The following is a 24,745-nucleotide window of genomic DNA, read 5'->3' on the forward strand; positions in this document are numbered from 1 at the left end:
ATCGTCCGTCTCCATGATCGACGGACTCTACCTAAATCTGGAGGAAGATCAGGGTCTCAGGTCAGTCGAGGACAAATCCGGCAACCGTTATCCGTTCGCCGTCGAGGGCGTCTGCATGAAGTTCCCGATTTCTCGGCGAGTTCGGCCTGAAGAACGGCCCGGCCTCCCGCTCCAGTGTCAGATCCTCTGCATCACGACATTCCGGGGTCAAAGGGAGTTCGGAACCCGCTTGCGCGAACGCCGTGGTCCTGGCGGCGTGGATCAACGGCAACGTCAGAAATGCGGTCAAGAAGGAGCGTCGGCTTGAGGGCAAGATCAATCTCCAGCTCTTGAATTGCACGTGGTGCGGATGCGACGCGAACGATCACTGCAGGCGTCGTATGGCGTTGGCCTGCGCCTCGCGGATCAGTCCGGCATACATGTTCTCCTTGCCGGGATACCAAGGCATGGTGCCGATGGAGCCGAAGCCGGGGATTGTCTCCATGTGCGCGACCATGCGCGCGCGCATGCGCGCGTCGGGAAGCGCTCCGGTCATCGCCTGGAGATTGTCGTTCATGTGGTCGGGATTGGATGTGCCACACAGCACGGTTGTGACGGCCGGATGCGCCATGACCCATTTCAGGAAGAGCTGCGCCCAACTGGTCGCGCCGAATTCCTGCGCGAAGCCCGGCAATGGCCGTCCCTCGACCACCTTCATCAGCCGTGCCTTTTCAAGCGGCAGGTTGATGAGCACGCCGACGCCCTTGTCGGCGGCCGCCGGGAGCAGGCGGCGCTCGGCGGCGCGGTTGAAGATCGAGTAGTTGGTCTGGACGAAGTCCACATCCTCGCGTTCCACGATGGCCGTCAGCTGATCCTGCGCCGCCGACTCGTGGTGGGTCACACCCACATGGCGGATCAGGCCCTCCCGCTTCCAGGCCTTCATCAGCGGGATGATGACCGGCGCGTTGGTGATACTGTGGCATTGCATCAGATTGATCGTGTCGCGCCAGGTGCGCAGCCGCGACTGCCGCAAGCTTTCCTCGGCGTGGCTTTCATCACCGAGATATTCCCCGGTGGCCCAGACCTTGTTGGCGAGAAAGATCCCGTCCGATCCTGCATACTCCCCCATGAACTGACCGACGCTGACCTCGGCCGAGCCATAGAGCGGCGAGGTGTCGACGACGCGGCCACCCGCGGCGACATATCGCTCGAAGACCTGCCGGAGAGCGTCGCGATTCATGCCGGGCTTCAGGTCGAAGGTCAGGAAGGTGCCGAGGCCGAGCGTCGTGAGCTGCTCGCCGGTGCGCGGCAAAGTGCGGGTCAGTACATCCCGATTGGCTCCCGAAGCGGGCGAAGCCGGCTCCGTCTGCTGGGCCTGTGCTGTCACCTGCGCGTGTGCCGTCGCCTGGGAGGCGAGGCCGAGCCCCGTCGCCGCCCCGCCCAGCGTGCCGAGGAAGCGACGTCGGTTGATCTTCGACGGCTCCATGAGGTCCTCCTCTGTCCTGAGCGTCAGAACTGCCAATTGGCGGACACCCAGACGTAGGCGCCGTCGGTCTTGAGCAGCCGGCCAAGGCCGGGGAACGGGAAGTGGAAGCCAAGCACGGGTATGCGATCGGCCGCCACCCGGTCGAAGATGCGCCGGCGAGATGCGAGCGCCGCTTCCTTGTCGCGGTCGGGGCCCGGAACCCAGGGCCTGTCGACGTTGACGACCGGGTGATAGGCGAGGTCGGCCGTCAGCAGCAGCTGGTCGCCGCCGGAATGGACGAGAAACGCCGCCATGCCCGGCGTGTGGCCGGATGCGACAATCGTCGTGAGGCCGGGCACGATCTCCGCGCCGGCCTCATAAAGCTCGACATCGTTCATGACCGGCGCGAGGCTGCTCTTGATGGCTGCCGCGAAACGCACGCGGAAATCCTGCGGGACCGGCATGTAGGAGAGGTCCGGGTCGGTGCGGACGAAGAAATCCCAGTCCGCCTTCGGCACGAAGACCGTGGCGCGCGGGAAGGCCTTGCCGCCGTCGGCCGTTCTCAGATTGCCCACATGATCGGGATGGGTGTGCGAGATGACGATCAGGTCAATATCGGCAGGACCAAGCCCGATCGCCGCCAGATTTTCAAAGAGGCGGCCGCCGTTCGGCCCCATCGTCTTGCCCGCGCCCGCTTCGATCAGGATCCGCCGCCCGCCGGTTTCGATCAGCAGCGTGTTGAGATTGAGCGTCATGTGGTCGGCGGGAAGAAAGGTGCGCCGTAGTACCTCCTGAAGCTCCTCCTCGGGCGCGTCGCTCGCATAGACACGCGGCGGGCCGCCAATGACGCCGTCGCTCAGGACGGTCGCCCTTATGTCGCCGACATGGAAGCGGTAGCAGCCGGAATTGCCGCGCGGGGAGGGCGCGGCCTGGGCGCTCGCTCTGCTGGATCCGCCAATGGCCGGGACGACCGCGCTCGATGCGCCCGCGACGGCGGAGAGCATGATGGCGCGTCGGTTGAGGGTGAAGGCAGTCATCGGTCTTCCCTTTCGCTTGGGCGCATGCGCTCGTTCCGGCGTCGCGGCCGCAGGGGGCCGGGGACAGGAGCAAGCCGGGCGCGGCAATTACCCTTGCGGCAACCGTCGCACAGGGCTATTGAACCGATAAGACGCGCAATCATGATCAGCTTGATTAGATTTACTTCTCAATGACCCCAATCCGGCTCGACAGCTTCGATGCGTTCGCCTCGATCGTCCGCTGTGGCGGTTTCCGCGCGGCGGCGCTCGAGCGCGGCGTGTCGTCATCGGCCCTGAGCCAGACGATGAACGCGCTCGAAGAGACCCTCGGCATCCGGCTGCTCAATCGCACGACGAGGAGCGTGTCGCCCACGGAAGCCGGACAGCGCCTCCTCGAACGTTTGGCTCCCGCATTGAGCGATATCCGGCTCGCGGTCGCGGAAGTCGACGAGCTGCGGGACACGCCGTCCGGGACGCTGCGGATCAACGCCCCGGCGCCGGCGGTCGATCATGTTCTCTGCCCGCTGGCCTTCGATTTCATGGAGGCCTATCGCGAGGTGAACATTGAAATCATCAGCGATGCGGCAGTCATCGACATCGTGGAACAGGGCTTCGATGCCGGCGTCCGATTCGGCAAGCAGCTAGCGCAGGACATGATCGCGCTCCCGCTCGGCCCCGCGCTTCGCTATGCGATCGTCGCTTCACCGGGCTACATCGAAAAGCACGGCCGACCGCAGTCGCCGCTCGATCTCGTCCGTCACAACTGCATAAAGCGCCGGTTTCCCGGGGGCACTTTGGTCACCTGGCGGTTTGCCGACGGAAACGAAGAGATGGAGATCACTCCCACGGGCCGCCTGATGGTGAGCTCGGCGCACAATGAGCTCCAGGCGGCGGTGGCCGGCAGGGGAATAGCGCATGTCTTCGACGACTATGCCAAGCCCCATATCCGGAATGGCGGGCTCGTCGAGCTCCTCTCCGAGTGGAGCCCGACATTGCCGCACTGGTTTCTGTACTATCCGAGCCGACGCCTCCCGAGCGCTACCATGCGCGCCTTTCTCGACTACGTGAGGGCCTACGACTGGGAAGCCCGAGCGGCAGACCGGCAGCTCAGCATCTTGCCGTAGCCGGTCGCAACCATGTCAAACACAGCGGGAGCAAGATCGGGACCTTGCCCACACCGCCCACCTTTCGAGCCTCATTCGACGTGCTGCAATTCGATCCTGATCTCGGTCCCTTCCGGTCGTCGGAAGCGTTCGGTCATGCGGTCGCCGGCAACGACCAGCGTGAGGTCGTCGCGGGTGCGGACGCTGCCCACCCAGTTCGGAAATGTCGCCCCTTCCACGCGGTTTCCGCTGAATTCGCCTGTTTCATCAACGGTGTAGGTTCCAAAGAACCCGATACCGCGCGACATGGCCCTGCGGTTTTCATCATCCGTTCCCTCACCCCGAGCATTGGACGCAAACCGCGGGACGTCGGCGTCGGTAAGAACTTCAACGAAATGCATGTCGGGAGTGAAGACAAGAAGACCGTTGGGCTTCTCTCCATAGGCGGCGATATTCTTACCGCCGGGGTCAATCGTCGCCGACACCATGCGCCATGTGCCCACCACCTGGTTCTGTGCGGCGGTCTGCGCGAAGGCAGAAGACGAGATGCTCAAGGCGAGAGCTAAGACAACCGGCCGAATAGGCATGTTGTTTCCTTTCCTCTTCATGAGGTCTGCGTGTCCAGACCGCGGCCGCGTCTCACAGATCCTGCCGATCCGCGGAATGGGCCGTTGCCCGCTGCGCTTCGAGGGCAGACAGGCGTGCGACAAGCGCCGTTGAGATCGAAGAATAGGCCGTGCTGCCCAGCGTCAGCCGCAGCGGCGGCGCGGCGCTCTGCGCCGCCGAGAGAATTGCGGCCACTGTCCGCGCCGCGTCGCCCTTGATCGCGAAACGTCCGTCGTTGATCGCGCGGCGAACGGCGTCGGCGGGGGTGTCCTCGTAGGCCGCCAAGGGTTCGGCACGGTCGAGGTTGGCGCCGAACTTCGTGCCCGTCGGCCCCGGCTCGGCGATGATGAAGTCGATGCCGAAAGGCGCCACTTCCTGTGCGACGGATTCGACGAATCCCTCGATGCCCCATTTGGTCGCGTGGTAGAGGCTGAAGCCCGGATAGGCGATCTGCCCGCCTTCGGAGGAAACCTGGACGATCCGTCCGCCGCCTTGCCTCCGAAGAAAGGGCAGTGCGGCACGGATCAGATGGATAGACCCGGCAAGGTTGGTGGCGATCTGCCGGTCGATCTGCGCCGTGGTGAGCTCTTCCGCAGCCCCGAACAGGCCGTAGCCCGCATTGCTGACGATCACGTCTATCTTTTCATGCCGCTCGAAAGCACCCTCGACAACCGAGGCAATGCTGCCCGGCTCTGCCAGATCGAGTTGGACGATATCCAGACGGCTCGAGTGATCCTGCCTGAGCCGTGCCAGCGCTTCCGGGCGGCGGGCTGTCGCGATCACCATGTGACCGTCGGCCAGCAGCTGTTGCGCCATCTCAAGGCCGAGTCCCGAAGTGGCGCCGGTAATGAACCATGTCTTTGGCATGCGAGCTCCTCGTTCGTGCGCCTCCAGATGTAGATCGTGGATATTGGTGATATAAGATCGCCAGAATGGGATGATGTGGTGAAGATCAGTCACGAATGGCCCGTCCGAGCCTGAACGACCTGGCCGCTTTTGCAGCCGTGTCCAGCCACCGGAGCTTCCGCCGGGCCGCCGATGTCATGGGCGTTTCGCGGTCCGCCCTCAGCCACGCCATCATCGGTTTGGAGGGAAAGCTGGGCGTCCGGCTGTTCAACCGAACGACGCGCAGCGTGTCGCTGACCCAGGCCGGCGCAAGTCTGCTCGCACGCCTCGACCCGGTTCTTCAGGATCTCGACCAGGCGCTCGATACTCTTTCGGAAGAGCGCGGCACTCCCAGCGGCACGCTGCGGATCAATGCGAACAAGAGCGGTGCCCGCATCCTGCTCGCGGACGTCGTGCCGCGATTTCTCGATCTCTATCCCGATGTCGAGCTCGATCTGGTGTCGGAGGGGCGCCTCGTCGATATCGTGGAACAGGGTTTCGATGCCGGCGTGCGCCTGCTGGAGGCGGTGCCGCGCGACATGGTCGCGGTGAGGTTCGGGGGCGACGTGCGTTTCATCGCCGTGGCCGCGCCGTCCTATCTGGAGGGCCGCGCAACACCGACGACGCCTGACGACCTGCAGGCGCATCGCTGCATCCGTCAACGTCTTCCCAGCGGGAAGCGCTATCGCTGGGAATTTGCCAGACGCGGCGCCGAGATCGCGGTCGACGTGCCGGGCAATCTCACCCTCGACGACAATGATCTTCTCGTGCAGGCAGCGGCGGCCGGGCACGGCATCGCCTATGTTCCCGAGCCCTTCGCCACGCCGTTTCTGACATCCGGCCGGCTTGTGACCGTTCTTGACGACTGGTGCCCGCCGACACCGGGTCTGGCGCTCTATTACCCGCGCAGTCGGCACGTACCGTCGCCGCTCCGGGCCTTCATCGACCTGCTGAAGCAGTGGGACAGGAAGGGGTGACACCCGCGAGAGCGCGTCGGTCCGCCGCTCGTAGGACGTCACGGCGTTGCCGCTTGACCCGCCCGACGGCGCAACACCATCCCGCCGTGATGCAGGGTATTGAGATCCACGAAGTCGCCATCGGCGGTGAAGCCGGCGTCGTCCCAATAGTCGATATGCGTGCCGGTCACTTCATAACGGCCTCCATAGGCGCGCTCGCGTGTGCCGCGCGCCTCGACATAGCGACCGGTGGGCAGAAGCTCGTGGCGAACGCGACCATCGTCGGTCACCCACATGCCGCTATAGAGATGGTTAGGCTGCAATGCGGGCTCCTCGGCTTGTAAGGACTGGCTCAAGAGTGTGGCGGTCATCAGGACGGCGAATGCTTGTCGCATAAACGGGCTCCTCAACATCGACGGGGGCTGTCGGCCGCGAAGGCCGAACTGGCGCTGCGAGGGTTTTGAGGTTGGCCGCCCCGCGCGTGGTGCGCGGCGCAGACCGCTTCTCGGCTATTGCGGGCGCGGCTCGTTGTTCTCGACGACGCGCTGATAGGCAACGAGATCGAGAAACGCCTCGGCCTCGACGACCAGCCCGTCCTTCATCCGCAGCATCCAGATGAACCGATTGCGATAGGGGGCGCCCGAGGTCGTCGTGGCCGAGCCGTCGAAGCGGATGAGGACCGTGTCTCCCACGGCATAGATGCCGCGCACCTCCGGCACGATCGGGGTGTCGAGACGGCTGGTCAGGGGGCGCGATGCCCGTTCGACGAAGTCTTCCTGGCTGCGATACGTGCCGGCGACCGGGCCGGAACCGTGGATCGTCCAGACGACATCGGGGGCGAGAAGCGCGCCGAAGACATAAGTGCCTCCGCGCCATTTCTCGAAAGCATCGTGGACGATGGCCTTGTTCCGTCGTTCGACGGCCGTGTCATGGGTCTCCGCGGCCGGGTCGGATGCCGTGATCTCGGAATGCGCCGGAGCGATGACGGCCAGGAATGCCGATGCGATGAGCAGCCTGTAGCCCGCGCCGACAAGGCGGGAGCTCAATGAAAAGAGGGTCATGGGATCGTTCCTTTCGTTGGCATGCGGGGGGCCGTACGTCTTGTCTCGTTGCGGCCGGTCAGAAGCCGGAGAGTTGCATGTCGCTCTCCTCCGACATCAGCTGCGGCGCGCCACGGAAGCTCCGCCGAAGATGAGTTGCTGAACCAGGGGACGTTCCACGAAGCGGGCCGGGAAGATCGGATCGGGTTCGCTGACTCGGTTCAGACGATCGAGCTGTTCCGCCGACAGAGCGACGTCCAAGGCGCCCAGATTCTCCTGTGCCTGGGCGAGGGTGCGGGCGCCCATGATGGGCGACACGACCGTCGGGTTCGCGAGCGTCCAGGCCAGCGCGATCTGGGACGGCGTCGCTCCCACTTCCTCGGCCACCGCACGAACCTCCTGCGCGATCTCGATCGAGCGCTCGGTGAGATGCCCTGACGAGGCGATGACGCCCTTGCGGCTGGCAGACACCGCAGCCTCGCGTGAATCCTGAACGTCTGCCTTGGTGTATTTGCCGGCCAGCACGCCGCCGCCCAGCGGCGACCATGGGAGCACGCCGAGCCCCATCGCTGCGGCCATCGGCATGAGTTCATGCTCGACGGTGCGCTCCACCAGGCTGTATTCGATCTGGAGCGCGACGAAGGGCGACCATCCCCGCAGGTCGGCGAGGGTCTGCATCTCGGCGATCCGCCAGGCGGGCGTATTGCAGATGCCGAGATAGAGGACCTTGCCGGACCGGACGAGGTCGTCGAGCGCCCGCATCACTTCATCAGCCCGGGTCGTCATGTCCCAGGCATGGAGGTAGAGGAGATCGATCCGGTCGGTGGCGAGCTGCCTGAGGCTTTGCTCGACGGACCGCACCATGTTGAGGCGATGGTTGCCGCCTGCATTCGGGTTGCCGGGGTCGCGGGCCATGGTGAACTTCGTGGCGAGGACGAGCCGCTCCCGCTTGTCGCCGATGAATTCTCCAAGGAAGCGTTCAGCCGCTCCGTTGGTATAGTTCACCGCGGTATCGATGAAATTGCCGCCATGATCGATGTAGAGATCGAAGATGCGGAGCGCCTCGTTGCTGTCCGCGCCCCACCCCCAGTCCGATCCGAACGTCATGGTGCCGAGGCTCAACGGCGAAACACGCAAGCCCGAGCGACCCAGCAACCGGTAATCAGCGAGTCTCATTGGTCAGCGCCCTCATTCACTGGGTGAAAACTAGGGGCCGGCAGCCGAGCGGACAACTTGCCCAATCGTGACTACGCTGGTAATTTCACATTACCAATGGCTATTGATCTCACGGGAATCTCTGTCTTTCTGGCCGTCGCGGAGATGCGGAGCTTCCGCGCGGCCGCCGCGCATCTGGGCGTGACGCGGCCGGCGGTAAGCCAAGCCATCCGTCGGCTCGAAGATCGCCTCGGCGTCGCGCTCGTCCAGCGCACGACGCGAAGCGTCAACCTCACCGAGGCCGGCGAGCAGCTTTTCCAGCGCGTGGCGCCGGCCATCGCCGAGGTCGGCCTGGCCCTGGACGCCGCAGCGGATAGGGACATGGCGCCGAGCGGCCTTTTGCGGCTGGCGGTGTCCTCGATCGCGGAACGGTTCATCTCAGGACCGCTGCTGGCCGGCTTCGCCGACGCCTATCCGGCCGTTCAGATCGATGTGACCGTCACCGATGAGGAGTTCGACATCGTGGCGGAGGGCTTTGATGCCGGGGTGCGGCTTGGCGAGGTGATCGACCAGGACATGATCGCTATTCCCGTCTCGGGCGAGCAGCGCCAGACCGTGGTCGCCGCACCTGCTTACATCGAGCGGTTCGGCAGGCCTTCGCATCCGTCCGATCTGGCGCAGCATCGCTGCATCGGCTGGCGTCCTGCGCCGCAGACGGCGCCTTACCGTTGGGAATTCGGCGAAGAAGGGCGTGAATACGACGTCGCCGTCAATCCCGAGATCACTACCAATGACATGTGGCTGATGATCCGCATCGCCTGCGCGGGGGGAGGGATAACCTTCGGCATGGAAGAGACCTTTAGGCCCTATGTCGCCTCCGGCCAGTTGGTGCCTCTCCTCGAAGACTACTGCCCGCCCTTCGCGGGCTTCTTCCTCTACTTTCCCAACCGGCGAAATCTCGCCCCCAAGCTGCGGGCTCTGGTCGACCACGTAAAGCGGTGCCGATAGCGCAGGGCTCTGCCGAGGACGGCTCTGGCCCATTGCGGCGAGTGTCGGGACTGTTGGAGAACGGCTTATCGCGACAAGCTGCCCGCGGCCCCAGGGTCCGATGTAAACTGCCAATTGGTCGGGCGTGCCACCGGGAAGGTGTCGAGCAGCTTTGCGAGGATGCTGGGGCCAGTGGCATCGACCGGAATGAAAAAACGGAGCTTCCACGAGTTGCACACTTCGCCTTGCCTCAGCGACGGGGCGATAGGTGTGCTCAACAGTCCGCCGGTGTGGTGAGCCGAATGTTCTGGCTGGATTCTGACCCTTCAGCTTGGGAGCGACCATTGGTTCTCGACGGCCGGATGAATTGGATGGTGATCCATGACCGTGTGGCGAGCGAAAAGCGCGGTCGGAAGGATCGCCAGGTTGGTGCCGCCGCCAAAGCGGCGCCACGCATTATCCCAGTCTTTCAAGCCGCGTACCGGAAGACAGATCCGCGATCTCGCTGAGCGGCACAATACGGGCAGCAAGGGTTGCCCGCATGGTGCGCGTCTGATCCTCCGCCAGTTGTCACCATAATGCTCGCGGCTGTCTTGGCGACCTCCGGGCATTGTTTCGCAGCTAAGCGCCGACTTCGCGTGACGATTTGCTTGCCGGGCCGACCGTTCGGGGGCCATCGCCCTCGTGGAACGGAACTTACCATGGGACGGGATGTCCCTCGCGGTCGAGGTAGCGGAGACCGGGCCGGCCCTGCTGCGCGAGGAGCGTCGACACGATCTGCGGCACGGTCTCTTCCATCGTGAAGGGGGCGTCGGGGCCGCCCAGTCCGGTGCGGATCCAGCCCGGCGCCATCAGGACCAAGGCGCGGGGTTCCCTGGCATGGCGGGCGGCAAAGCTCCGCATGTACTGATTCAATGCCGCCTTGGAGCCGCGATAGACCTCGTGGCCGCCTTTGACGTTGTTGGCGACGCTGCCCTGCCCCGATGACATGACGCCGATCATCCCGGCCGGCGACACGACATCCTGCAAGGCTTCGACGACGCGCATCGGGCTCAGCGCGTTGGTGACCATCACGCGAATGAATTCCTCGGTCGTAACTTCGGCGATGGTTTCGTCCTGATCGGCGTTGGCCGTGCCGGCATTCACGAACAGAATGTCGATGCCGCGCCCGGTAAGGCGCTGCCGCAGGGCGGCGATCTCGTGCGGTTGGGTTATGTCGAGCGGCTCGATCTCGACGCGGCCGGGATGGGCCTGCGCCAGATCGTGCAGAGGGGTCCGGTCGGTGCCGCGCACGGTGCCGATGACGGTCCAGCCTCGTGCCACGAACTCAGCTGCCATGGCATGGCCGAGGCCACGCGACGCGCCGACGAGAAGCACGGTGCCTGTCGCCTGGCTGGGATCAATCGGGGTCATTGGAGGGTGCCTTTCTCTTCGATATCCACGGCGAAGATGCGAGCGACGGAGGCAATGTACCAGGCACATAGAATGCAAACTATTGTTGTGCCAGACGCTATGTCTGATCCGCCCGACGGTCTAAAGTCGGACGATGGATGCCGCCGATCTCAACCTGCTTCCCGCCCTGGACGCTCTCCTCGCCGAGGGGAGCGTGACCCGCGCGGCGCGGCGCCTCGGCCTGAGTGCCTCCGCCATGAGCCGGACACTGGCGCGGCTGCGGGCCGCGACCGGCGATCCGCTGCTCGTGCGCGCCGGTCGCGGACTCGTGCCGACGCCGCGCGCGGTGGCGCTGCGTGATCGGGTGCACACGCTCAATCGGGAGGTGCAGGAGGTTCTTCGCCCGCCGGATGATCGGCTTGAACTCGCGACGCTCGACCGGACCTTCACCATTCGGGCCAATGAAGGTTTTGTCCGGCTGTTCTCCGCCCCTCTGGTCACTGCCATCCTGGAAGCGGCGCCGCGTGCACGGCTACGCTTCGTGCCGAAGCCCGCGAAGGACGCCGGGCCTCTGCGGGAAGGCGCGATCGACATCGAGATCGGGGTGCTGGGCGATTTCGCCCCCGAAGTGCGGACCTGTCTGCTCTTCCGCGACCGCTTCCTCGCCGTGGTGCGGGCAGGGCACCCGCTATTGTCTATGTCGGTGACGCCGGAACGCTATGCCGCGGCTGGGCATGTCGTGGTCTCGCGCAAGGGCGGTTCTAAAGGGCCGGTCGACGAGGCCCTGGCGGCGCTGGGGCTTCGGCGGGACATCGTCGCTGTCATGCCGGGTTTTCCCGATGCCGTGCGCATCGCCCGTCACACCGACCTGGTCGCCCTTGTACCCCGCTCGTGCCTTGGCGACCCGTCGCTCATGAACGGCTGTGCCAGCTTCGAGCTTCCGGTCGCAACACCCGAAATCGTCGTCTCGGCGATGTGGCATCCCCGCATGGAGGCCGACCTCGCGCACCGTTGGCTGCGGAACACCATCATGTCGATCTGCCATTGGCCGGCGCAGAGAGGCGACGCGAGCGGCGCGGAGCCCTGAATTGCCTGGCGTAACCTCGACGTCGGCCTCGAAGAAATGCCGGGGATGACTGCGGGGCGTGAGCCGCAAGCGCGAGACTTGACCTGGTCGGGTGAGACCGCTCCGCGGAACGCGGGCCACCCGCGGATCGCCCGGCATTAAAGCTATTGAGACAGCCGACAGACGATCGATGACCAGGGAAGGCGACGCGCCTTGTCGGTGCCTGGGGGCGGTCCCGTATTGACCCGTCCAGAAAAGCAATCGGACGCAAAGTCTAAGATTCCAGCGCCGTGATGACCGCCTTCGCGACGGCCGCACTGGAGGCCGGATTTTGCCCAGTGATCAAGTTGCCGTCCTCAATGACAAAAACGCCCCAGTTCGAACCCTGATCGAACACCGCACCACGCTCCCGCAGGTTCCGGGCGAGGAGCCAGGGCGCATTCTCGGCCGTGCCGAACTCGATCTCTTCCTCATCGGTGAAAGCGGTCATACGGCGACCCTCGAACGGCCAGCGACCATCCTCATTGGCCGCAAGAAGGGCGACGGGGCCATGGCACACCGAACCGATCAGCTTGCCCGCGCGGTCTGCTTCCACCAGGACCCGGCCCATGTCGGCGTCCTTCCACAGATCCTCGACCGGACCGTGGCCGCCGGGAATGACGATGGCGTCATAGGCCAGCGGATCGATGTCGGCGAGGACGAAAGGCGATGTCAGGCGGCCGGCGTTCAGGTCGAGGTAGCCCCGGTAACGACCGGCGGTGTCCTCGCCAATCAGATCGGGCGACAGGCTGAGCGCGTCGATGGTCGGCGTCACCCCGCCGGGCGTCGCCAGATCGACCCGGAAGCCGGCCTGATGGAAGGCTTCGTCGATGACAATGAACTCCTCCGCCCAGACGCCGGTCTCGTAGAGCGAACCGTCCGCGCGGGTCCAGTGATCGGCGGCGGACAGGACGATGAGGATGGACTTCATGGTTGTGTTTCCTTGAAGGGGCGGACGCTCGGCGCCCGCCCGTCGGGTCAGGAACTGGGGGATCAGATGTTCTGGCCGCCGGAGACCTCGATGCGCTGGGCGGTGATCCAGCGGTTGTCGGGCCCGAGCAGGCTGGCCACGGCCGGACCGATATCGTCGGGAAGGCCGACCCGGCCGAGCGCGATCATCGCGGCGAAGGCGTCATTATAGGCTGGGGTGTCCCGCACGGCGCCGCCGAGGAAATCGGTGGCGATGGCCCCGGGTGCGACGACATTGGCGGTGATGCCTCGGCCGCCCAGTTCCTTGGCCATGTAGAGCGTCATGATCTCGACAGCGCCCTTGGCGGCCGAATAGGCCGAGAAGCCGGGGTAGGAGACGCGGGTGAGGCCGGACGAGAAGTTCACGATCCGGCCGCCATCGGCCAGCATCGGCAGCAGCGCCTGGGTCAGGAAGTAGACGCCCTTCACATGCACATTGAAGAGGAGGTCGAACTGTGCCTCGGTCGTCTCGGCGAAGCCGGCCATCTCGCCGTGTCCGGCGTTGTTGACCAGATGGTCGAAGCGGTCGCGGCCCAGGGACGTCAGCGCGTCGCGCACCTGGCCTGCGAAAGCGCCAAAGCCCGAGACGTCACCGGTGTCGAGCTGGAGGGCGACAGCGCGGCGGCCCATGGCTTCGATCTCGGCGACCACCGCTTGCGCCTCGTCGGCGCGGCTGCGGTAGGTCAGGATCACATCGCCGCCATGGCGGGCGATGTTGAGAGCGGTGTTGCGGCCGAGGCCACGGCTGCCGCCGGTCACGATGGAGAGAGTGGTCATGGTCTTCGTCCTTTGAGAGTGAGGGTTAGCCAATCTTGGTGTTGCGGAGCGCGGCCTCGCCGTGCTCGCGATCAAGGCGCAGCAGGGCGCCGCTGGAGGCGCTCTCGATGAAGAGGGCGAGGGTCGCAGCCAGAAGGGCGGCGAGGCCCAGACCGGCCGAGACGAACATCCCGGTCATCAGCAGGTCCGCCGGGCCGTTGCGGATGCGGAGCATCAGGGCGCCGGCCAGGCCGAGCAGCGTGGTACCCGCAAAGAGGGCGACGGCGGCGTTGAGCAGCCCAAGGCATTTCAGCTGCAGCCAGACGCGCCGACGGATCAGATGAAGGGCCTCGGTGGGGTTCACGTAGCGGATCGAGAGGCTGTGCCGATCGGTTTCAAGAGCCGCGCGGGTTTCGCGCCAGTGGCTGATGGCCAGGTTGTAGCGCGTCGTGGCGCGGTTCTGGAGGATAGCGCTGGCGTTGGTCAGGATGGCCGGCCCGGCGATGAAAGACAGGGAGGCGAAGGGGTCTTCGAGCACGTTTGACCTCCAGGATCGGGGAGCGCGCCGGATCAGGCCGCGAGGCTCAGATGCTTGGTGCGCTGGTAAGGCTTGAGGATCTCGGGGCCGCCCTCGGTCTCCATGCCGCTTTCCTTCCAGCCGCCAAGCGCGGCTTCGGGGTTGTGGGTGATGGGACCGTTGACGCCGACGACGCCGTATTCGAGCGCGTCGATCAGGCGGCGCTGGCGCACCGGATCATGGGTGACGACGTAGGATGCCAGTCCAAAGTCCAGCCGATTGGCGCGACGCAGCATCTCGGCCTCGTCCGTGAAGCCGAGCATCGGCGCAATCGGACCGAAAGGCTCCTCGTTCAGGACCGAAGCGTCTTCAGGCACGTCGTCCAGCACGGTCGGCGCGTAGAAATAGCCTTCGTTGCGAAGCCTGCGACCACCGGTCAGGACGGTCGCGCCACGCATCCGCGCGTCCTCGACCATGGCTTCCACCGCACTGAGGCGGCGGGCATTGGCGACCGGCCCCATATCGATGCCCGGATCCTGACCGGGACCAACCCGCAGGGCCTCGGCACGCTCGACGAAGCGGGCGACAAACCGGTCGCGGATCGAGTTCTCAACGAAAAAGCGCGACGGGCTGAGACAGAACTGGCCGGCATTGTGGAACTTGGCGGTCGCCAGCATGTCGGCGGCCCAGATCGGGTCGACGTCGCCGCAGACAATCACGGGCGCGTGGCCACCAAGTTCCATGCTGACGGTTTTGATGCGCGCGCCGGCCGCGGCGGCGAGGCGCTTGCCGATCGGGATCGAGCCGGTGAAGGACAGCTTGGCCACTTCCGGCGCGGCGACCAGATGGTCGGAGATCATGCCGGGTTCGCCGAAGATGACCGAAATCGCCGCGGGCGGCACTCCCGCTTCGAGCAAGGCGCGAGCCAAGGTCAGCACGGATCCCGGCGTTTCCTGAGACGGCTTGCAGATCACCGAGCAGCCGGCTCCGAGGGCACCGGCGAACTTCTTCGCGGCCAGGGCCATGGGAAAATTCCAGGGTGTGAAGGTGGCCACGACGCCGACCGGATGCACCTGCACCTCGGTGCGGCTGCCGGGGCTGCGCCCCGCGACGGAGTAATCAGCAATCCGCCGGGCTTCTTCGCCACCCCATTCCAGAAAGTCCGCGGAACGCTCGACTTCAAGGCGCGCCTGAACCAGAGGCTTGCCCTGCTCCCGCGTGATCGTCCGGGCCGCGACCTCCATGTCTGCGCGCAAAAAGTCCGCCGCGCGCTTGAGGATGCGGCCGCGTTCCCACGGCGAGGTGGTCGACCAACTGCGCAAGCCCAGGACGGAGACGCGTACGGCCTCGGTCAGGTCATCGGCGGTCGCATGGGCGACCGAGCCGATCGCCTCGCCGGTGGCAGGGTCGACGACGTCGGAAGACTGCGCCGCCGAGCCAGCGCGCTCGATGCCGTCGATCAGAAGACGGAACTCATGAGACATGGGTCGGCTCCTCGCACCACGGGCGCGTCATACTCGGCGGGTTTCGCCGGAGGGGATGGTCGGTTGCCGGACTAACGGTCCGTGGGAGACTGTGGCCTGCGGAAACCGCCGGAAGGCTTGGTTCCGCTGGGCTGACCCTCATTGAATAGGCCGAGCGGTTGCGCGTGAGAACGACTTCGTTTATCTCTCACCCATAGCTGAAAGGCATGGCTGATGGAGCTGAGGCATCTCCGCTACTTCGTCGCGATAGCCGAGGAAGGCAGCATGACCGTCGCGGCGGAGAAGCGCCTGCACACGGCGCAACCTTCGCTCAGCCGCCAACTGCGCGATCTGGAGCACGAGGTCGGGGCGCAACTGCTGGAGCGCGGTGCACGGGGCGTCAGATTGACCCCGGCGGGCCGGGCTTTCCTGGAGCACGCCCGTCTGGCGCTCAAATCAGCGGCTGAGGCTGTAGGCGCGGCTCGTCGGGCTGCGCGGCCGCCGAAGCCGAGCTTCTCGGTCGGCTTCCTCACAGGGCAGGAAGTGGAATGGCTGCGCCATGTCAGCTATGTGCTGCGCGACCAGCTGAAAGACATCGATTTTCGGGTCTCGAGCGACTTTTCCGTCGAGATCGGCGCGGCGCTGCAGCGCGGCGACGTCGACCTCGGCTTCTGCCGGATCGAGCCTCAACCGGACGTGACCTACCGGGTCATCGCCTCCGAACCGATACGGGTCGTGCTCCCCCGCGACCATCCGCTGACGGCCTGCTCGGCGATCGACGTGCGGGACATCAGGCCCGATTCCTTCATCGGGTACACCGACTCGCCGCATGTGCTGCGGAGCATCGTCGACCGCTATCTGGCCGATCGCGGCGTAGCGATGGCCCCGACGAGCTTCCTCGATGGCATCGCGACCGGGATTTCGCTGGTGGCCTCGACGGGCGGGGTGACCCTCCTGCCAGCCTATGTCGAGCCGCTCCTGCCCCGGCCGGTTGTCAGCCGCCCCCTGGTAGGCAACCCCCCGGTGATCGACATCGCGGCGGGTTATCGGGCGGACAATCCCTCGCCCGTGCTCAAATACTTCCTGGAGAACATCGACAGCCTGGTCACGTCACGGGATCGCGGCTGAGCGCGGCCGCTTCTTGCGCGGGTTCGCCGGCAACCATGCCGCGCCTCGCGCGCTTGGCGGGAAGGCGCGGGCGGCGGATCGCAGCGAAGCCTGCGCCCCGCGCCGGCGAACGGGACCGCACCCGCATCCCATCTCAAGCGCTGCTGTCGACCGACGGCGCGGTGACGGCACGCGGGAGGTGGCGCCCGACATCGCCCATCGTCGTCCGCGCCGCGCGCTGCGGCGGCTCGGCGACGAGTGCGAAACGATCGCCAAGCCCTCTCAGGGAGCCTATCTCGACCGGCCCGCTCGCCCGGAAGACGGTTCCGCCTATCGCTGAGGACGCCGGGCGGCGTCCCGGCCTAGTCCTGTTCCCGCCATTCCCGCAGCAGCATGTCGAGGAATCGCTGGGCGGCTGGCGAGAGGCGACCGCTGCGGCGCTGGACGACGCCGATCGGACGGGACACCTCGGGCTCGATCAGCGGGCGGGTCATGATGAAGGGGTGGTCGGATCGTGGCGTGGCGAGACGCGGCAGCACGGAAACGCCGAGACCTTCCTCCACGAGGCCGAGCGATGTCGACAGATGGGTGACCTCGTAGAACCACTGCAGCCTGAGATTTGAACGGGCCAGCGCGGCGTCGAGCAGGGTTCGGTTGCCGCTGGTGCGCCCCACGGTGATGAGCCGGTGCGGCTCCAACTCCGACCAGCGCAGCGGTCCCTCCACCGCCAGCGGATGATCGCGGCGGCAGGCGAGCACGAAGGGGTCGTCCATCAGCGGCGTGAACTGGAGCTGCGGATCGGAGGAGGCCATGAGGCTGATGCCGAATTCGACCTCGCCGCGCGCCACGCTCTGCAAACCGTCATTGGCGCTGAGGTCGAGGATGCGGAAGCGGATCTGCGGGTAGATCTCGTTGAAGCGCTTGATGACGCCGGGCAGGAAGTAGAACGCCGCCGTCGGCAGGCAGGCCATGGTGACGACCGCATTCTGCCGCTGGCCGAGCTCGCGCACCGAGAACAGCGAGCTCTCGAACTCCTCCAACATCCGCTTCACCAGCGGAACCATCTCGCGGCCCAGAGCGGTGGGCGCGACGCGGCGCGTCGTGCGCTCCAGCAGCGCCGCGCCGACCGCCTGCTCCAGCTTCTGGATGCGCCGGGTGAGCGCCGGCTGAGAGAGGTTCAACACTTCCGCCGCCTTGTGGAAGCCTTCCAACTCGACGACCGCAAGGAAGGCGCGCAGGTCGAGAATGTCGCAATTGATATTCAAGACGCATCAATCCTTACGATCTTTGCATTTAATGTGCAGAACATCCGCCGATACAAGCATGAATGAGACCCATTCATGCGAGGATCGTATCAGATGCACAAGAGCACGGACATGCGCATCCCCGCGGTGATGATGCGAGGCGGGACCTCCCGCGGTCCCTTCATCCTCGAAAGCGATCTGCCCGGCGACCCCGCGCTTCGGGACCAGGTGCTGCTCGCCATGATGGGATCGCCCGATGCGCTGCAGGTGAACGGCATCGGCGGCGGCAACCCGCTGACCAGCAAGGTGGCCATCGTCGCGCCCTCGCAGCGCCCCGGGGTGGATGTGGAGTATCTCTTCGCGCAGGTCGCGGTGGACCAGCCCGTCGTCGACATGACGCCCAACTGCGGCAACATGCTCTCCGCCGTCGGCCCCTTCGCCATCGAGAGTGGGCTACTGCCCGCCGGCCCCGACCAGACCACGGTGCGGATATTCAACCGCAACACCAGCAAGACGATCGAAGCGATCGTGCAGACGCCGGACGGCAGCGTGACCTATGGCGGCGACACCGAGATCGACGGCGTGCCGGGACGCGCGGCCCCGATCAAGCTCACCTTTCTCGATGCCAACGGCTCGAAGACCGGCAGCCTGTTCCCGACCGGCCAGTTCGCCGAGACGATCGAGGATGTGCCGGTGACGCTGATCGACTATGCCATGCCGATGATGATCATCCAGGCAGCGGCCCTCGGCCTCGCCGGCACCGAGATGCCCGAGGAACTCGACGCCGACCGCCCGCTGTTCCGGCGTCTGGAGCGGCTGCGGCGGGAGGCCGGGCGGCGTATGGGGTTGGGGGACGTCTCCAATGCGGTCGTGCCCAAGATCGGGCTGATGGCTCCGCCGGTCCGACCCGAGGGCACTATCACCTCGCGCTACCTCGTGCCTCACCGTACCCACCGTGCCCACGCGGTCACGGGCGCGCTCTGCGTTGCCGTGGCCGCCGCCACGCCCGGCACCGTTGCCCATGCCGTGGCGCGCCTGCCGGCTGCCGGGAAGCCGCTCGTCATCGAGCATCCCAGCGGCAAGATCGATGTCGATCTCGTACTGGACGCGGCGGGCGAGGTGGGCCGCGCCAGCCTGATCCGCACCGCCCGCCGCATCTTCGAGGGGACGGTCATCGTGCCGCTGCCGGAACAGCGGGAAACCGGCGGCACCCAAGGTCCGGCTAACCTCGTCGTCCAAACTGATTGCCCAGCCTGATCGCCCAACCTGATCGCCCGTGTCTCGCGACGCGACGGCGCGGATGCCAAAGACATAAGAACTCGGAGGAAACCATGTTGAACCGTCGCCATCTCACCCTGCTCCTCGTGGCCGGCTGCCTGGCCGCCGCCCTTCCCGGCGCCTCTGTCGGCGTCTTTCCTGCCGCCCATGCGCAGGACGCCTATCCGATGCGTCCGGTGAAGCTGGTCGTGCCCTACGCCGCCGGCGGCGGCACCGATGCGATCGCCCGCCTCGTCGCCAGCGGCGTCGGGGAGAAGCTCGGCCAGCCCATGGTGGTGGAGAACAACGGCACCTCCGGCGGCAATGTCGCCTCCCAGCGCGTGGCGAGCGCCGACCCGGACGGCTACACGGTGCTGATGGCCAACCAGGGGCCCATGGTGGTCAACCCGCATCTGTTCAAGAGCCTGAAGCTCGACCCGCTGACCGCCTTCGATCCGGTGACGCTGATCGCCCGCACGCCGCTGGTGGTGGTGGTCTCCAAGAACTCCAAGTTCAAGAGCTTCGAGGAGATCATCGCCTTCGGCAAGGCGAACCCCGGCGCCCTGACCTATGGTTCGGCCGGCAATGGCTCGGCGAGCCATCTGGCGACGGCGCTGCTGCTCGCGCAGGCCGGGATCGACGCGGTGCATGTCCCCTATAAGGGCGCCGGCCCGGCGCTCAACGACATGCTGGGCGGACGCGGCGACTTCATGGTGACGACGCTCCCCTCGGTGCTGGGACTGGTCGACAGCGGCGAGATGGTGCCGCTCGCCGTCACCACCAAGGAGCGGGTCGCCAAGCTGCCCAACGTGCCCGCCGTTGCCGAGCGCGGCTATCCGAACTACGAGTCTGCCGCCTGGTACGGCTTCGCCGTGCCCAAGGGCACGCCGCAGCCGGTGATCGACAAGCTGCGCAGCGCGACGCTCGAAGCGCTCGCCGCCCCGGTGATCAAGGAGCGTCTGGGTGCCGAGGGCACCACCATCGTCGGCGACACGCCGCAGGAATTTGCCGCGATGATGAAGTCGGAAAGCGCCCGCTGGGCGACCTTCCTCGGACAGGCCGGCATCTCCATCGACTGAGCCTTCCGCGTCCCGGCTTCGACCGGGGCGCGACCATGCCGCGCGGGGACGGTGTCGCCGCGAAGGACGAGCCCGGCCCGGAGCGCGGAAAGACCGGGACGCCGTAACGCCACCACGCGCCAAGGGCCGGAGCCCGGCGAACGCTCAGGGAGGGCATCATGACGGATGTGGCGCGCGGGGCCTTGGGCTCGCGCAAGCAGGCGGGGGCCGTCTCCCGCAAGGAACTGGGCGCGGCGGCGATCCTGATCGCGCTCGCCGTGCTGGGCTTCGCGCTCTCCTCCGAGCTGCCGCGGGGCACGCTGCGCTCGGTCGGCGCTGGAATGCTGCCGCAGGCGCTGTCCGTCCTGCTCGGACTTTGCGCCATCCCCATTCTCCTCGGCGCCTTGCGCGGGGCGGGCGAGCCGGGGGAACTGACCTTCTCGCTACGCGGGCCGGCCCTGGTGCTCTCGGCCACCGCCCTGTTCGCCCTGACGATCAAGAGCTCGCATTTCGAGGGCTGGAGCACGCCCGAGCTTGGCCTCGTCGTGGCCGGCCCGCTGGCGATCGTGATCGGCGGCTACGCCTCGCCGGAGGCCCGGCTGCGACCGCTGGTGACGCTGGCGCTCTTCCTCACTCCCTTCAGCCTGGTGCTGTTCGGCGACCTTTTGAACCTGCCGATCCCGATCATGCCCCGCTATGTGCAGGAGGTGCTGCTGGCGGGCTGGAGCTATCGCGGCGCGCTGCGGCTCGCCGCCGCCCTGATGGCCGGCGCCGGGGTGCTGGTGCTGCTCGTCGGGCGGCGCGTATCCGCCAAAGTCCCGACAGCGACGAAAGGAGGCTGAGCCATGTTCGACCTCATCGGCAATCTCGGCCTCGGCCTCGCCGTCGCCTTCTCGCTCAAGAACCTCGTCCTGTGCCTCACCGGCTGCCTGGTGGGGACGCTGGTCGGCATCCTGCCCGGCGTCGGGCCGATCGCCACGATCTCGATGCTGCTCCCGATCACCTTCGGGCTCGACCCGGTCGGGGCGCTCATCATGCTGGCCGGCATCTATTACGGCGCGCAGTATGGCGGCTCGACCACCGCGATCCTCGTCAACATTCCCGGCGAGGCGACGGCGGTGGTGACGACGCTGGACGGCCACCAGATGGCGCGGCGTGGGCGTGCCGGCATCGCGCTCGGCATCGCCGCCATCGGCTCCTTCATCGCCGGCACCTTCGCCACCCTGCTGATCGCCGCGCTCGCCAAGCCGCTGACCAGCCTCGCTTTGGTCTTCGGCCCGGCGGAGTATTTCTCGTTGATGGTGATGGGCCTGGTCTTCGCCGTGGTGCTGGCGCATGGCTCGATCCTCAAGGCCATCGCCATGATCCTGTTCGGCATCCTGCTCTCGACGGTGGGGATCGACCTCGAGACCGGCGAGGCCCGCATGACCCTCGGCATGGACTTCCTGGCTGACGGGATCGACTTCGCCGTCCTCGCCATGGGCGTGTTCGGCGTGGCGGAGATCCTGCGCAACCTCGACAATGTCGAGACGCGGGACGTGGTGAAGCAGTCCATCGGCCGGCTGCTGCCGGGACGGGAGGAGATGCGCCAGTCGGCGGCGCCGATCCTGCGGGGTACGCTGATCGGCTCTATTCTCGGCATCCTGCCGGGCAATGGCGCGGTGCTCGGGCCGTTCGCCGCCTACACGCTGGAAAAGAAGATCGCCAGGGATCCGAGCCGCTTCGGCAAGGGGGCGATCGAGGGCGTGGCGGGCCCGGAAAGCGCCAACAATGCCGGCGCGCAGACCTCCTTCATCCCCCTTCTGACCCTCGGCATCCCGCCCAATGCGGTAATGGCGCTGATGGTCGGCGCCATGACCATCCACGGCATCGTGCCCGGCCCGCTGGTGATGACCAATTCGCCCGACCTGTTCTGGGGGATGATCGCCTCCATGTGGATCGGCAACCTGATGCTGCTTGTCATCAACCTGCCGATGATCGGGCTGTGGGTGAAGCTCCTGAAGGTGCCTTACCAGCTTATGTTCCCGGCCATCCTGATGTTCTGCTCCATCGGCATCTTCTCGATCAATTCCGAGCCGGTGCAGGTGCTGCTGATCGGGCTGTTCGGGTTTGCCGGCTACATTCTCGCCAAATTCGGCTTCGAGCCGGCACCGATGCTGCTCGGCTTCGTGCTCGGCCGGCTGATGGAGGAGAATTTCCGCCGCGCCCTGCTGGTCTCGCGCGGCGACATGGCCACCTTCGTCGACAGCCCGATCTCAGCCGGTCTGCTCCTCATCGCCGCCATCATGCTGATCGTGGTGTTGCTGCCGAGCTTCCGCCGCGGCCGCGAGGACGTGTTTGCCGAATAGCGCCTCACCGCCGGGGCGGGCAGGGCATCGGGGGATGCGTTGCCCGCCCGGCACACTTGATGGACTCCCGACCATGACCGCCGCCGAGCCGCCACCCCATTCGCCGCCGCCCCATTCGCCGGTCATCCGCACCATCGCCATGCCCGCCGACACCAACCCCGCCGGCGACATTTTCGGCGGGTGGCTGATGGCGCATATGGACCTCGCCGCCGGCAATGTGGGGACCCGCCGGGCCAAGGGACGCGTCGCCACCATCGCGGTGGAGGCGATGAGCTTTCTCAGCCCGGTGCTGGTGGGCGACGAGGTGAGCTTCTATGGCGAGGTGCTGTCGGTCGGCCGCACCTCGCTGCGCATCCGCATCGAAGCCTGGCGGCGCCCCCGTGAGGGCGAGACGATGAACAAGGTGACGGAGGCGACCTTCACCTTCGTCGCCATCGGTTCCGACCGTCGGCCCCGGCCGGTTGTCGGCGGGTGAGCCGCATCTGCAAAGGGCGCAAAGGCCAAGGTGGCGCAGCGGCCAAAGGCCGCCCAATGGCCACGGGCGCGAAGACGGCGTCCGTGGCCCTGCGGCCTCCCGGCGCCGGAGGGCCGGGGAGACCGGGTTTCATCCGGCGTTCACGCCGCCCGGTCGGCGGCGGCCGGTCCCGCCTCCGTGTGACGGATCTCGGTGCCGAGCACCTTCAGGCATTCGCGCATGAAGGCGGCGAGCGCCGTCCACCCCTTGGCCGAGACCATGTTGCCGTCGACCAGCGCCTCGGTCGGCGAGAGGTCGACATAGGTGCCCCCAGCGAGACGCACTTCGGGCTCGCAGGCGCCGAGCGCGCCGACCCGCTTGCCCGTCACCACGCCGTCCACCGCGATGAGGATCTGCACGCCGTGGCAGATAGTGAAGATCGGCTTTCCCGCCTCGTGGAAATGGCGGACCATTGCCTGGATGCGCTTGTCGGTGCGGATATATTCCGGCCCGCGCCCACCTGCGCAATACACCGCGTCATACTCCTCCAGCCTCACCTCGGAGAAGGTCTTGTTGATGTCGGCGAGATGGCCGTAGCGCTCGACATAGGTCTGGTGCCCCTCGAAATCGTGCAGCGAGGTCTGGATCTTTTCGCCGGCCTTCTTGTCGGGGCAGATGACATGCACGGTATGGCCGACGGCTTCCATTCCCTGCTGGAACACGAAGATCTCGTATTCCTCGGTGAATTCGCCGGTCAGCATCAGGATCTTCTTGCCTGGCATGGTGGTTTCCTCCGTTTGTTCGTTCCTGGGCGGTTCTGTCGGGCTTGTTTTTAGGACCTGGCGACGCCGCAAGTCTCAAAAGGGCGAGTCCGGGAAATAGTATTCCTCGGCATTCTCCTTGGTGATCAGCGGCGCGTCGAGCTTCAGCGAGCCACGCACCGGGGCATGGCCGGCGAAATGCGCGGCGGTCAGGTAGATCGCGGTCTTGATCATCGACGGCGGATAGGGCGTCTCCACCGGAGTGACGGGATCGGCCGCCATCACCTTCTCGATGATCTCCTTCATGCCGTTGCCGCCGAGCGCGAACTTGATGTCCTTGCGGCCGGACTGCTTGATCGCCTCCAGCACGCCCAGAAGCATATCATCGTCATTCGCCCACACCGCGTCGATCTGCGGGTACTTGGCGAGATAGTCCTGCATCAGCTTGAAGGCTTCGTCGCTGTTCCAATTGGCATACTGGATGTCGAGGATCTTCAGGTCGCTGCCCGCGATGCCGTCGCGGAAGCCCTTGATGCGCTCATCGTCGATCACCGTCGGGATGCCGCGCAGCACCACCAGATTGCCCTTTCCGCCCATCCTGTTCACCAGGAACTTCGCGGTGTTGAAACCGACCGCGATGTTGTCGCCAGCGACGTAGAGATCCTGGATATGCGGATCGTTGAGGCCGCGGTCGACGACGGTGATGAAGCTTCCCTTCTCCTTGATGGCCTTGACCGGCGTGGTCAGTTCCTCGGAGGTGTGGGGCAGGATCACCAGCGCGTCGAGCTTGCGCGTCGCGGACAGGTCCTCGATGGCGCTCACCTGCGCGCTCGCCGAGGGCGAGGTCTTCACTATCACCTCGATGCCCGGAAAAGCCTTGTTGATTTCCTTGGCCGTGGCGTTGGCATGGTAGACGATGCCCGCGGTCCAGCCATGGTCGGCCGCAGGAATGGAGACGGCGATGGTCTTCTTCTCGGCGGCCGATGCGGGGCCGGCGGCCAGCAGAGCGGTCGTCACGCCAGCGGCGATCAGGGCATTTCTGAGCATGGTTTCCTCCACAGGTGCGGCAGTCTTGATTGATGGCCGGTGCGTTGCGGCTGCCTCGCGCGTCCCGGTTTCGCG

The 24,745-nt window shown here is 66.2% G+C and carries 27 protein-coding genes; 12 read left to right on the plus strand and 15 right to left on the minus strand.

Annotation, left to right across the window (positions count from 1 at the left end; genetic code table 11):
- A partial coding sequence (locus KHC19_RS04750) for a hypothetical protein (protein ID WP_213351073.1) occupies positions 1-307 on the plus strand: 307 nt, incomplete at its 5' end.
- A 57-nt stretch (positions 308-364) separates the two neighbouring features.
- On the opposite strand, the gene KHC19_RS04755 is transcribed toward KHC19_RS04750, so the two are convergent.
- Both KHC19_RS04755 and KHC19_RS04760 read right to left on the minus strand, forming a co-directional pair.
- On the minus strand, positions 365-1,465 hold the full coding sequence (locus KHC19_RS04755; protein WP_213351075.1) for an aldo/keto reductase: 1,101 nt from the start codon (positions 1,463-1,465) through the stop codon (positions 365-367).
- 23 nt (positions 1,466-1,488) lie between these two features.
- Entirely contained in the window at positions 1,489-2,481 is a 993-nt protein-coding gene (locus KHC19_RS04760) for an MBL fold metallo-hydrolase (RefSeq protein WP_213351188.1), read from the minus strand.
- Between the two features lie 170 nt (positions 2,482-2,651).
- Here KHC19_RS04760 and KHC19_RS04765 point away from each other — a divergent pair, with 170 nt between their 5' ends.
- Positions 2,652-3,584, plus strand: a complete 933-nt coding sequence (locus KHC19_RS04765) for a LysR family transcriptional regulator (RefSeq protein WP_213351077.1) — start codon at positions 2,652-2,654, stop codon at positions 3,582-3,584.
- A gap of 71 nt (positions 3,585-3,655) precedes the next feature.
- Here the strand turns inward: KHC19_RS04765 and KHC19_RS04770 are convergent, their stop codons facing one another.
- Positions 3,656-4,150: a lipocalin-like domain-containing protein gene (locus tag KHC19_RS04770; protein WP_213351079.1), complete on the minus strand. Its 495-nt coding sequence runs from the start codon at positions 4,148-4,150 to the stop codon at positions 3,656-3,658.
- Positions 4,151-4,202: 52 nt separating this feature from the next.
- Positions 4,203-5,036 carry an SDR family oxidoreductase gene (locus KHC19_RS04775; RefSeq protein WP_213351190.1) on the minus strand — a complete coding sequence of 278 codons (834 nt, stop codon included), beginning with the start codon at positions 5,034-5,036 and terminating at the stop codon, positions 4,203-4,205.
- 95 nt (positions 5,037-5,131) lie between these two features.
- Between KHC19_RS04775 and KHC19_RS04780 the strand changes: the two genes are divergently transcribed.
- Entirely contained in the window at positions 5,132-6,031 is a 900-nt protein-coding gene (locus tag KHC19_RS04780; RefSeq protein WP_213351080.1) for a LysR family transcriptional regulator, read from the plus strand.
- Between the two features lie 38 nt (positions 6,032-6,069).
- Here the strand turns inward: KHC19_RS04780 and KHC19_RS04785 are convergent, their stop codons facing one another.
- The 3 genes from KHC19_RS04785 to KHC19_RS04795 form a co-directional block, all read right to left on the minus strand.
- On the minus strand, positions 6,070-6,405 hold the full coding sequence (locus KHC19_RS04785) for an Atu4866 domain-containing protein (RefSeq protein ID WP_213351082.1): 336 nt from the start codon (positions 6,403-6,405) through the stop codon (positions 6,070-6,072).
- Between the two features lie 114 nt (positions 6,406-6,519).
- On the minus strand, positions 6,520-7,071 hold the full coding sequence (locus KHC19_RS04790; RefSeq protein ID WP_213351083.1) for a nuclear transport factor 2 family protein: 552 nt from the start codon (positions 7,069-7,071) through the stop codon (positions 6,520-6,522).
- 96 nt (positions 7,072-7,167) lie between these two features.
- A complete protein-coding gene (locus KHC19_RS04795) occupies positions 7,168-8,226 on the minus strand; it encodes an aldo/keto reductase (protein ID WP_213351085.1) in 1,059 nt (352 codons plus the stop codon).
- A gap of 96 nt (positions 8,227-8,322) precedes the next feature.
- Here KHC19_RS04795 and KHC19_RS04800 point away from each other — a divergent pair, with 96 nt between their 5' ends.
- Positions 8,323-9,213 carry a LysR family transcriptional regulator gene (locus tag KHC19_RS04800; protein ID WP_213351087.1) on the plus strand — a complete coding sequence of 297 codons (891 nt, stop codon included), beginning with the start codon at positions 8,323-8,325 and terminating at the stop codon, positions 9,211-9,213.
- 675 nt (positions 9,214-9,888) lie between these two features.
- On the opposite strand, the gene KHC19_RS04805 is transcribed toward KHC19_RS04800, so the two are convergent.
- Positions 9,889-10,605 (minus strand): SDR family oxidoreductase, encoded by a 717-nt coding sequence (locus tag KHC19_RS04805; protein ID WP_213351089.1) that lies wholly within the window; start codon positions 10,603-10,605, stop codon positions 9,889-9,891.
- 133 nt (positions 10,606-10,738) lie between these two features.
- On the opposite strand from KHC19_RS04805, the gene KHC19_RS04810 reads away from it, so the two are divergent.
- Positions 10,739-11,671, plus strand: coding sequence for a LysR family transcriptional regulator (locus KHC19_RS04810; protein WP_213351091.1), 933 nt, complete (start codon positions 10,739-10,741; stop codon positions 11,669-11,671).
- A 253-nt stretch (positions 11,672-11,924) separates the two neighbouring features.
- Here the strand turns inward: KHC19_RS04810 and KHC19_RS04815 are convergent, their stop codons facing one another.
- From KHC19_RS04815 to KHC19_RS04830, 4 genes are all read right to left on the minus strand, one after another.
- Positions 11,925-12,620: a type 1 glutamine amidotransferase domain-containing protein gene (locus KHC19_RS04815; protein ID WP_213351093.1), complete on the minus strand. Its 696-nt coding sequence runs from the start codon at positions 12,618-12,620 to the stop codon at positions 11,925-11,927.
- Between the two features lie 62 nt (positions 12,621-12,682).
- Positions 12,683-13,435 (minus strand): SDR family oxidoreductase, encoded by a 753-nt coding sequence (locus KHC19_RS04820; protein ID WP_213351095.1) that lies wholly within the window; start codon positions 13,433-13,435, stop codon positions 12,683-12,685.
- A 25-nt stretch (positions 13,436-13,460) separates the two neighbouring features.
- On the minus strand, positions 13,461-13,952 hold the full coding sequence (locus KHC19_RS04825) for a hypothetical protein (RefSeq protein ID WP_213351097.1): 492 nt from the start codon (positions 13,950-13,952) through the stop codon (positions 13,461-13,463).
- Between the two features lie 32 nt (positions 13,953-13,984).
- Complete coding sequence (locus KHC19_RS04830) at positions 13,985-15,415, minus strand: NAD-dependent succinate-semialdehyde dehydrogenase (protein WP_213351099.1); 1,431 nt, start codon at positions 15,413-15,415, stop codon at positions 13,985-13,987.
- A 213-nt stretch (positions 15,416-15,628) separates the two neighbouring features.
- Between KHC19_RS04830 and KHC19_RS04835 the strand changes: the two genes are divergently transcribed.
- Together KHC19_RS04835 and KHC19_RS04840 are read left to right on the plus strand one after the other, a co-directional pair.
- The gene (locus KHC19_RS04835; RefSeq protein WP_213351101.1) at positions 15,629-16,522 is read left to right on the plus strand and encodes a LysR substrate-binding domain-containing protein; all 894 of its coding nucleotides are present in this window, start codon (positions 15,629-15,631) and stop codon (positions 16,520-16,522) included.
- A gap of 178 nt (positions 16,523-16,700) precedes the next feature.
- Positions 16,701-16,841 (plus strand): hypothetical protein, encoded by a 141-nt coding sequence (locus KHC19_RS04840; RefSeq protein WP_213351103.1) that lies wholly within the window; start codon positions 16,701-16,703, stop codon positions 16,839-16,841.
- A gap of 22 nt (positions 16,842-16,863) precedes the next feature.
- Here KHC19_RS04840 and KHC19_RS04845 read toward each other — a convergent pair whose 3' ends face one another.
- A complete protein-coding gene (locus KHC19_RS04845; protein ID WP_213351105.1) occupies positions 16,864-17,766 on the minus strand; it encodes a LysR family transcriptional regulator in 903 nt (300 codons plus the stop codon).
- 93 nt (positions 17,767-17,859) lie between these two features.
- Between KHC19_RS04845 and KHC19_RS04850 the strand changes: the two genes are divergently transcribed.
- From KHC19_RS04850 to KHC19_RS04870, 5 genes are all read left to right on the plus strand, one after another.
- The gene (locus KHC19_RS04850; RefSeq protein ID WP_213351107.1) at positions 17,860-19,002 is read left to right on the plus strand and encodes a 4-oxalomesaconate tautomerase; all 1,143 of its coding nucleotides are present in this window, start codon (positions 17,860-17,862) and stop codon (positions 19,000-19,002) included.
- A 74-nt stretch (positions 19,003-19,076) separates the two neighbouring features.
- On the plus strand, positions 19,077-20,081 hold the full coding sequence (locus KHC19_RS04855) for a Bug family tripartite tricarboxylate transporter substrate binding protein (protein ID WP_213351109.1): 1,005 nt from the start codon (positions 19,077-19,079) through the stop codon (positions 20,079-20,081).
- A gap of 158 nt (positions 20,082-20,239) precedes the next feature.
- Positions 20,240-20,902: a tripartite tricarboxylate transporter TctB family protein gene (locus KHC19_RS04860; protein WP_213351111.1), complete on the plus strand. Its 663-nt coding sequence runs from the start codon at positions 20,240-20,242 to the stop codon at positions 20,900-20,902.
- Positions 20,903-20,905: 3 nt separating this feature from the next.
- Entirely contained in the window at positions 20,906-22,408 is a 1,503-nt protein-coding gene (locus KHC19_RS04865; protein WP_213351113.1) for a tripartite tricarboxylate transporter permease, read from the plus strand.
- A gap of 73 nt (positions 22,409-22,481) precedes the next feature.
- The gene (locus KHC19_RS04870; RefSeq protein WP_213351114.1) at positions 22,482-22,883 is read left to right on the plus strand and encodes an acyl-CoA thioesterase; all 402 of its coding nucleotides are present in this window, start codon (positions 22,482-22,484) and stop codon (positions 22,881-22,883) included.
- A 140-nt stretch (positions 22,884-23,023) separates the two neighbouring features.
- Here KHC19_RS04870 and KHC19_RS04875 read toward each other — a convergent pair whose 3' ends face one another.
- A complete protein-coding gene (locus tag KHC19_RS04875; RefSeq protein ID WP_213351116.1) occupies positions 23,024-23,644 on the minus strand; it encodes a DJ-1/PfpI family protein in 621 nt (206 codons plus the stop codon).
- A gap of 75 nt (positions 23,645-23,719) precedes the next feature.
- Positions 23,720-24,670 carry a substrate-binding domain-containing protein gene (locus KHC19_RS04880; protein WP_213351118.1) on the minus strand — a complete coding sequence of 317 codons (951 nt, stop codon included), beginning with the start codon at positions 24,668-24,670 and terminating at the stop codon, positions 23,720-23,722.
- Positions 24,671-24,745 lie beyond the last annotated feature (75 nt).

This window comes from Ancylobacter oerskovii (assembly GCF_018390555.1).
Classification (GTDB): Bacteria; Pseudomonadota; Alphaproteobacteria; order Rhizobiales; family Xanthobacteraceae; genus Ancylobacter; species Ancylobacter oerskovii.

What these genes read in the sequence shown, in the direction of transcription:
- KHC19_RS04755 (WP_213351075.1), bottom strand. Translation starts at nt 1,465, where the DNA reads ATGGAGCCGTCGAAGATCAACCGACGTCGCTTCCTCGGCACGCTGGGC.
- KHC19_RS04875 (WP_213351116.1), bottom strand. Translation starts at nt 23,644, where the DNA reads ATGCCAGGCAAGAAGATCCTGATGCTGACCGGCGAATTCACCGAGGAA.
- KHC19_RS04765 (WP_213351077.1), top strand. Translation starts at nt 2,652, where the DNA reads ATGACCCCAATCCGGCTCGACAGCTTCGATGCGTTCGCCTCGATCGTC.
- KHC19_RS04775 (WP_213351190.1), bottom strand. Translation starts at nt 5,036, where the DNA reads ATGCCAAAGACATGGTTCATTACCGGCGCCACTTCGGGACTCGGCCTT.
- KHC19_RS04780 (WP_213351080.1), top strand. Translation starts at nt 5,132, where the DNA reads ATGGCCCGTCCGAGCCTGAACGACCTGGCCGCTTTTGCAGCCGTGTCC.
- KHC19_RS04880 (WP_213351118.1), bottom strand. Translation starts at nt 24,670, where the DNA reads ATGCTCAGAAATGCCCTGATCGCCGCTGGCGTGACGACCGCTCTGCTG.
- KHC19_RS04805 (WP_213351089.1), bottom strand. Translation starts at nt 10,605, where the DNA reads ATGACCCCGATTGATCCCAGCCAGGCGACAGGCACCGTGCTTCTCGTC.
- KHC19_RS04870 (WP_213351114.1), top strand. Translation starts at nt 22,482, where the DNA reads ATGACCGCCGCCGAGCCGCCACCCCATTCGCCGCCGCCCCATTCGCCG.
- KHC19_RS04850 (WP_213351107.1), top strand. Translation starts at nt 17,860, where the DNA reads ATGCACAAGAGCACGGACATGCGCATCCCCGCGGTGATGATGCGAGGC.
- KHC19_RS04795 (WP_213351085.1), bottom strand. Translation starts at nt 8,226, where the DNA reads ATGAGACTCGCTGATTACCGGTTGCTGGGTCGCTCGGGCTTGCGTGTT.
- KHC19_RS04770 (WP_213351079.1), bottom strand. Translation starts at nt 4,150, where the DNA reads ATGCCTATTCGGCCGGTTGTCTTAGCTCTCGCCTTGAGCATCTCGTCT.
- KHC19_RS04855 (WP_213351109.1), top strand. Translation starts at nt 19,077, where the DNA reads ATGTTGAACCGTCGCCATCTCACCCTGCTCCTCGTGGCCGGCTGCCTG.
- KHC19_RS04785 (WP_213351082.1), bottom strand. Translation starts at nt 6,405, where the DNA reads ATGCGACAAGCATTCGCCGTCCTGATGACCGCCACACTCTTGAGCCAG.
- KHC19_RS04820 (WP_213351095.1), bottom strand. Translation starts at nt 13,435, where the DNA reads ATGACCACTCTCTCCATCGTGACCGGCGGCAGCCGTGGCCTCGGCCGC.
- KHC19_RS04860 (WP_213351111.1), top strand. Translation starts at nt 20,240, where the DNA reads ATGACGGATGTGGCGCGCGGGGCCTTGGGCTCGCGCAAGCAGGCGGGG.
- KHC19_RS04835 (WP_213351101.1), top strand. Translation starts at nt 15,629, where the DNA reads ATGGAGCTGAGGCATCTCCGCTACTTCGTCGCGATAGCCGAGGAAGGC.
- KHC19_RS04760 (WP_213351188.1), bottom strand. Translation starts at nt 2,481, where the DNA reads ATGACTGCCTTCACCCTCAACCGACGCGCCATCATGCTCTCCGCCGTC.
- KHC19_RS04800 (WP_213351087.1), top strand. Translation starts at nt 8,323, where the DNA reads ATGGCTATTGATCTCACGGGAATCTCTGTCTTTCTGGCCGTCGCGGAG.
- KHC19_RS04830 (WP_213351099.1), bottom strand. Translation starts at nt 15,415, where the DNA reads ATGTCTCATGAGTTCCGTCTTCTGATCGACGGCATCGAGCGCGCTGGC.
- KHC19_RS04810 (WP_213351091.1), top strand. Translation starts at nt 10,739, where the DNA reads ATGGATGCCGCCGATCTCAACCTGCTTCCCGCCCTGGACGCTCTCCTC.
- KHC19_RS04790 (WP_213351083.1), bottom strand. Translation starts at nt 7,071, where the DNA reads ATGACCCTCTTTTCATTGAGCTCCCGCCTTGTCGGCGCGGGCTACAGG.
- KHC19_RS04815 (WP_213351093.1), bottom strand. Translation starts at nt 12,620, where the DNA reads ATGAAGTCCATCCTCATCGTCCTGTCCGCCGCCGATCACTGGACCCGC.
- KHC19_RS04865 (WP_213351113.1), top strand. Translation starts at nt 20,906, where the DNA reads ATGTTCGACCTCATCGGCAATCTCGGCCTCGGCCTCGCCGTCGCCTTC.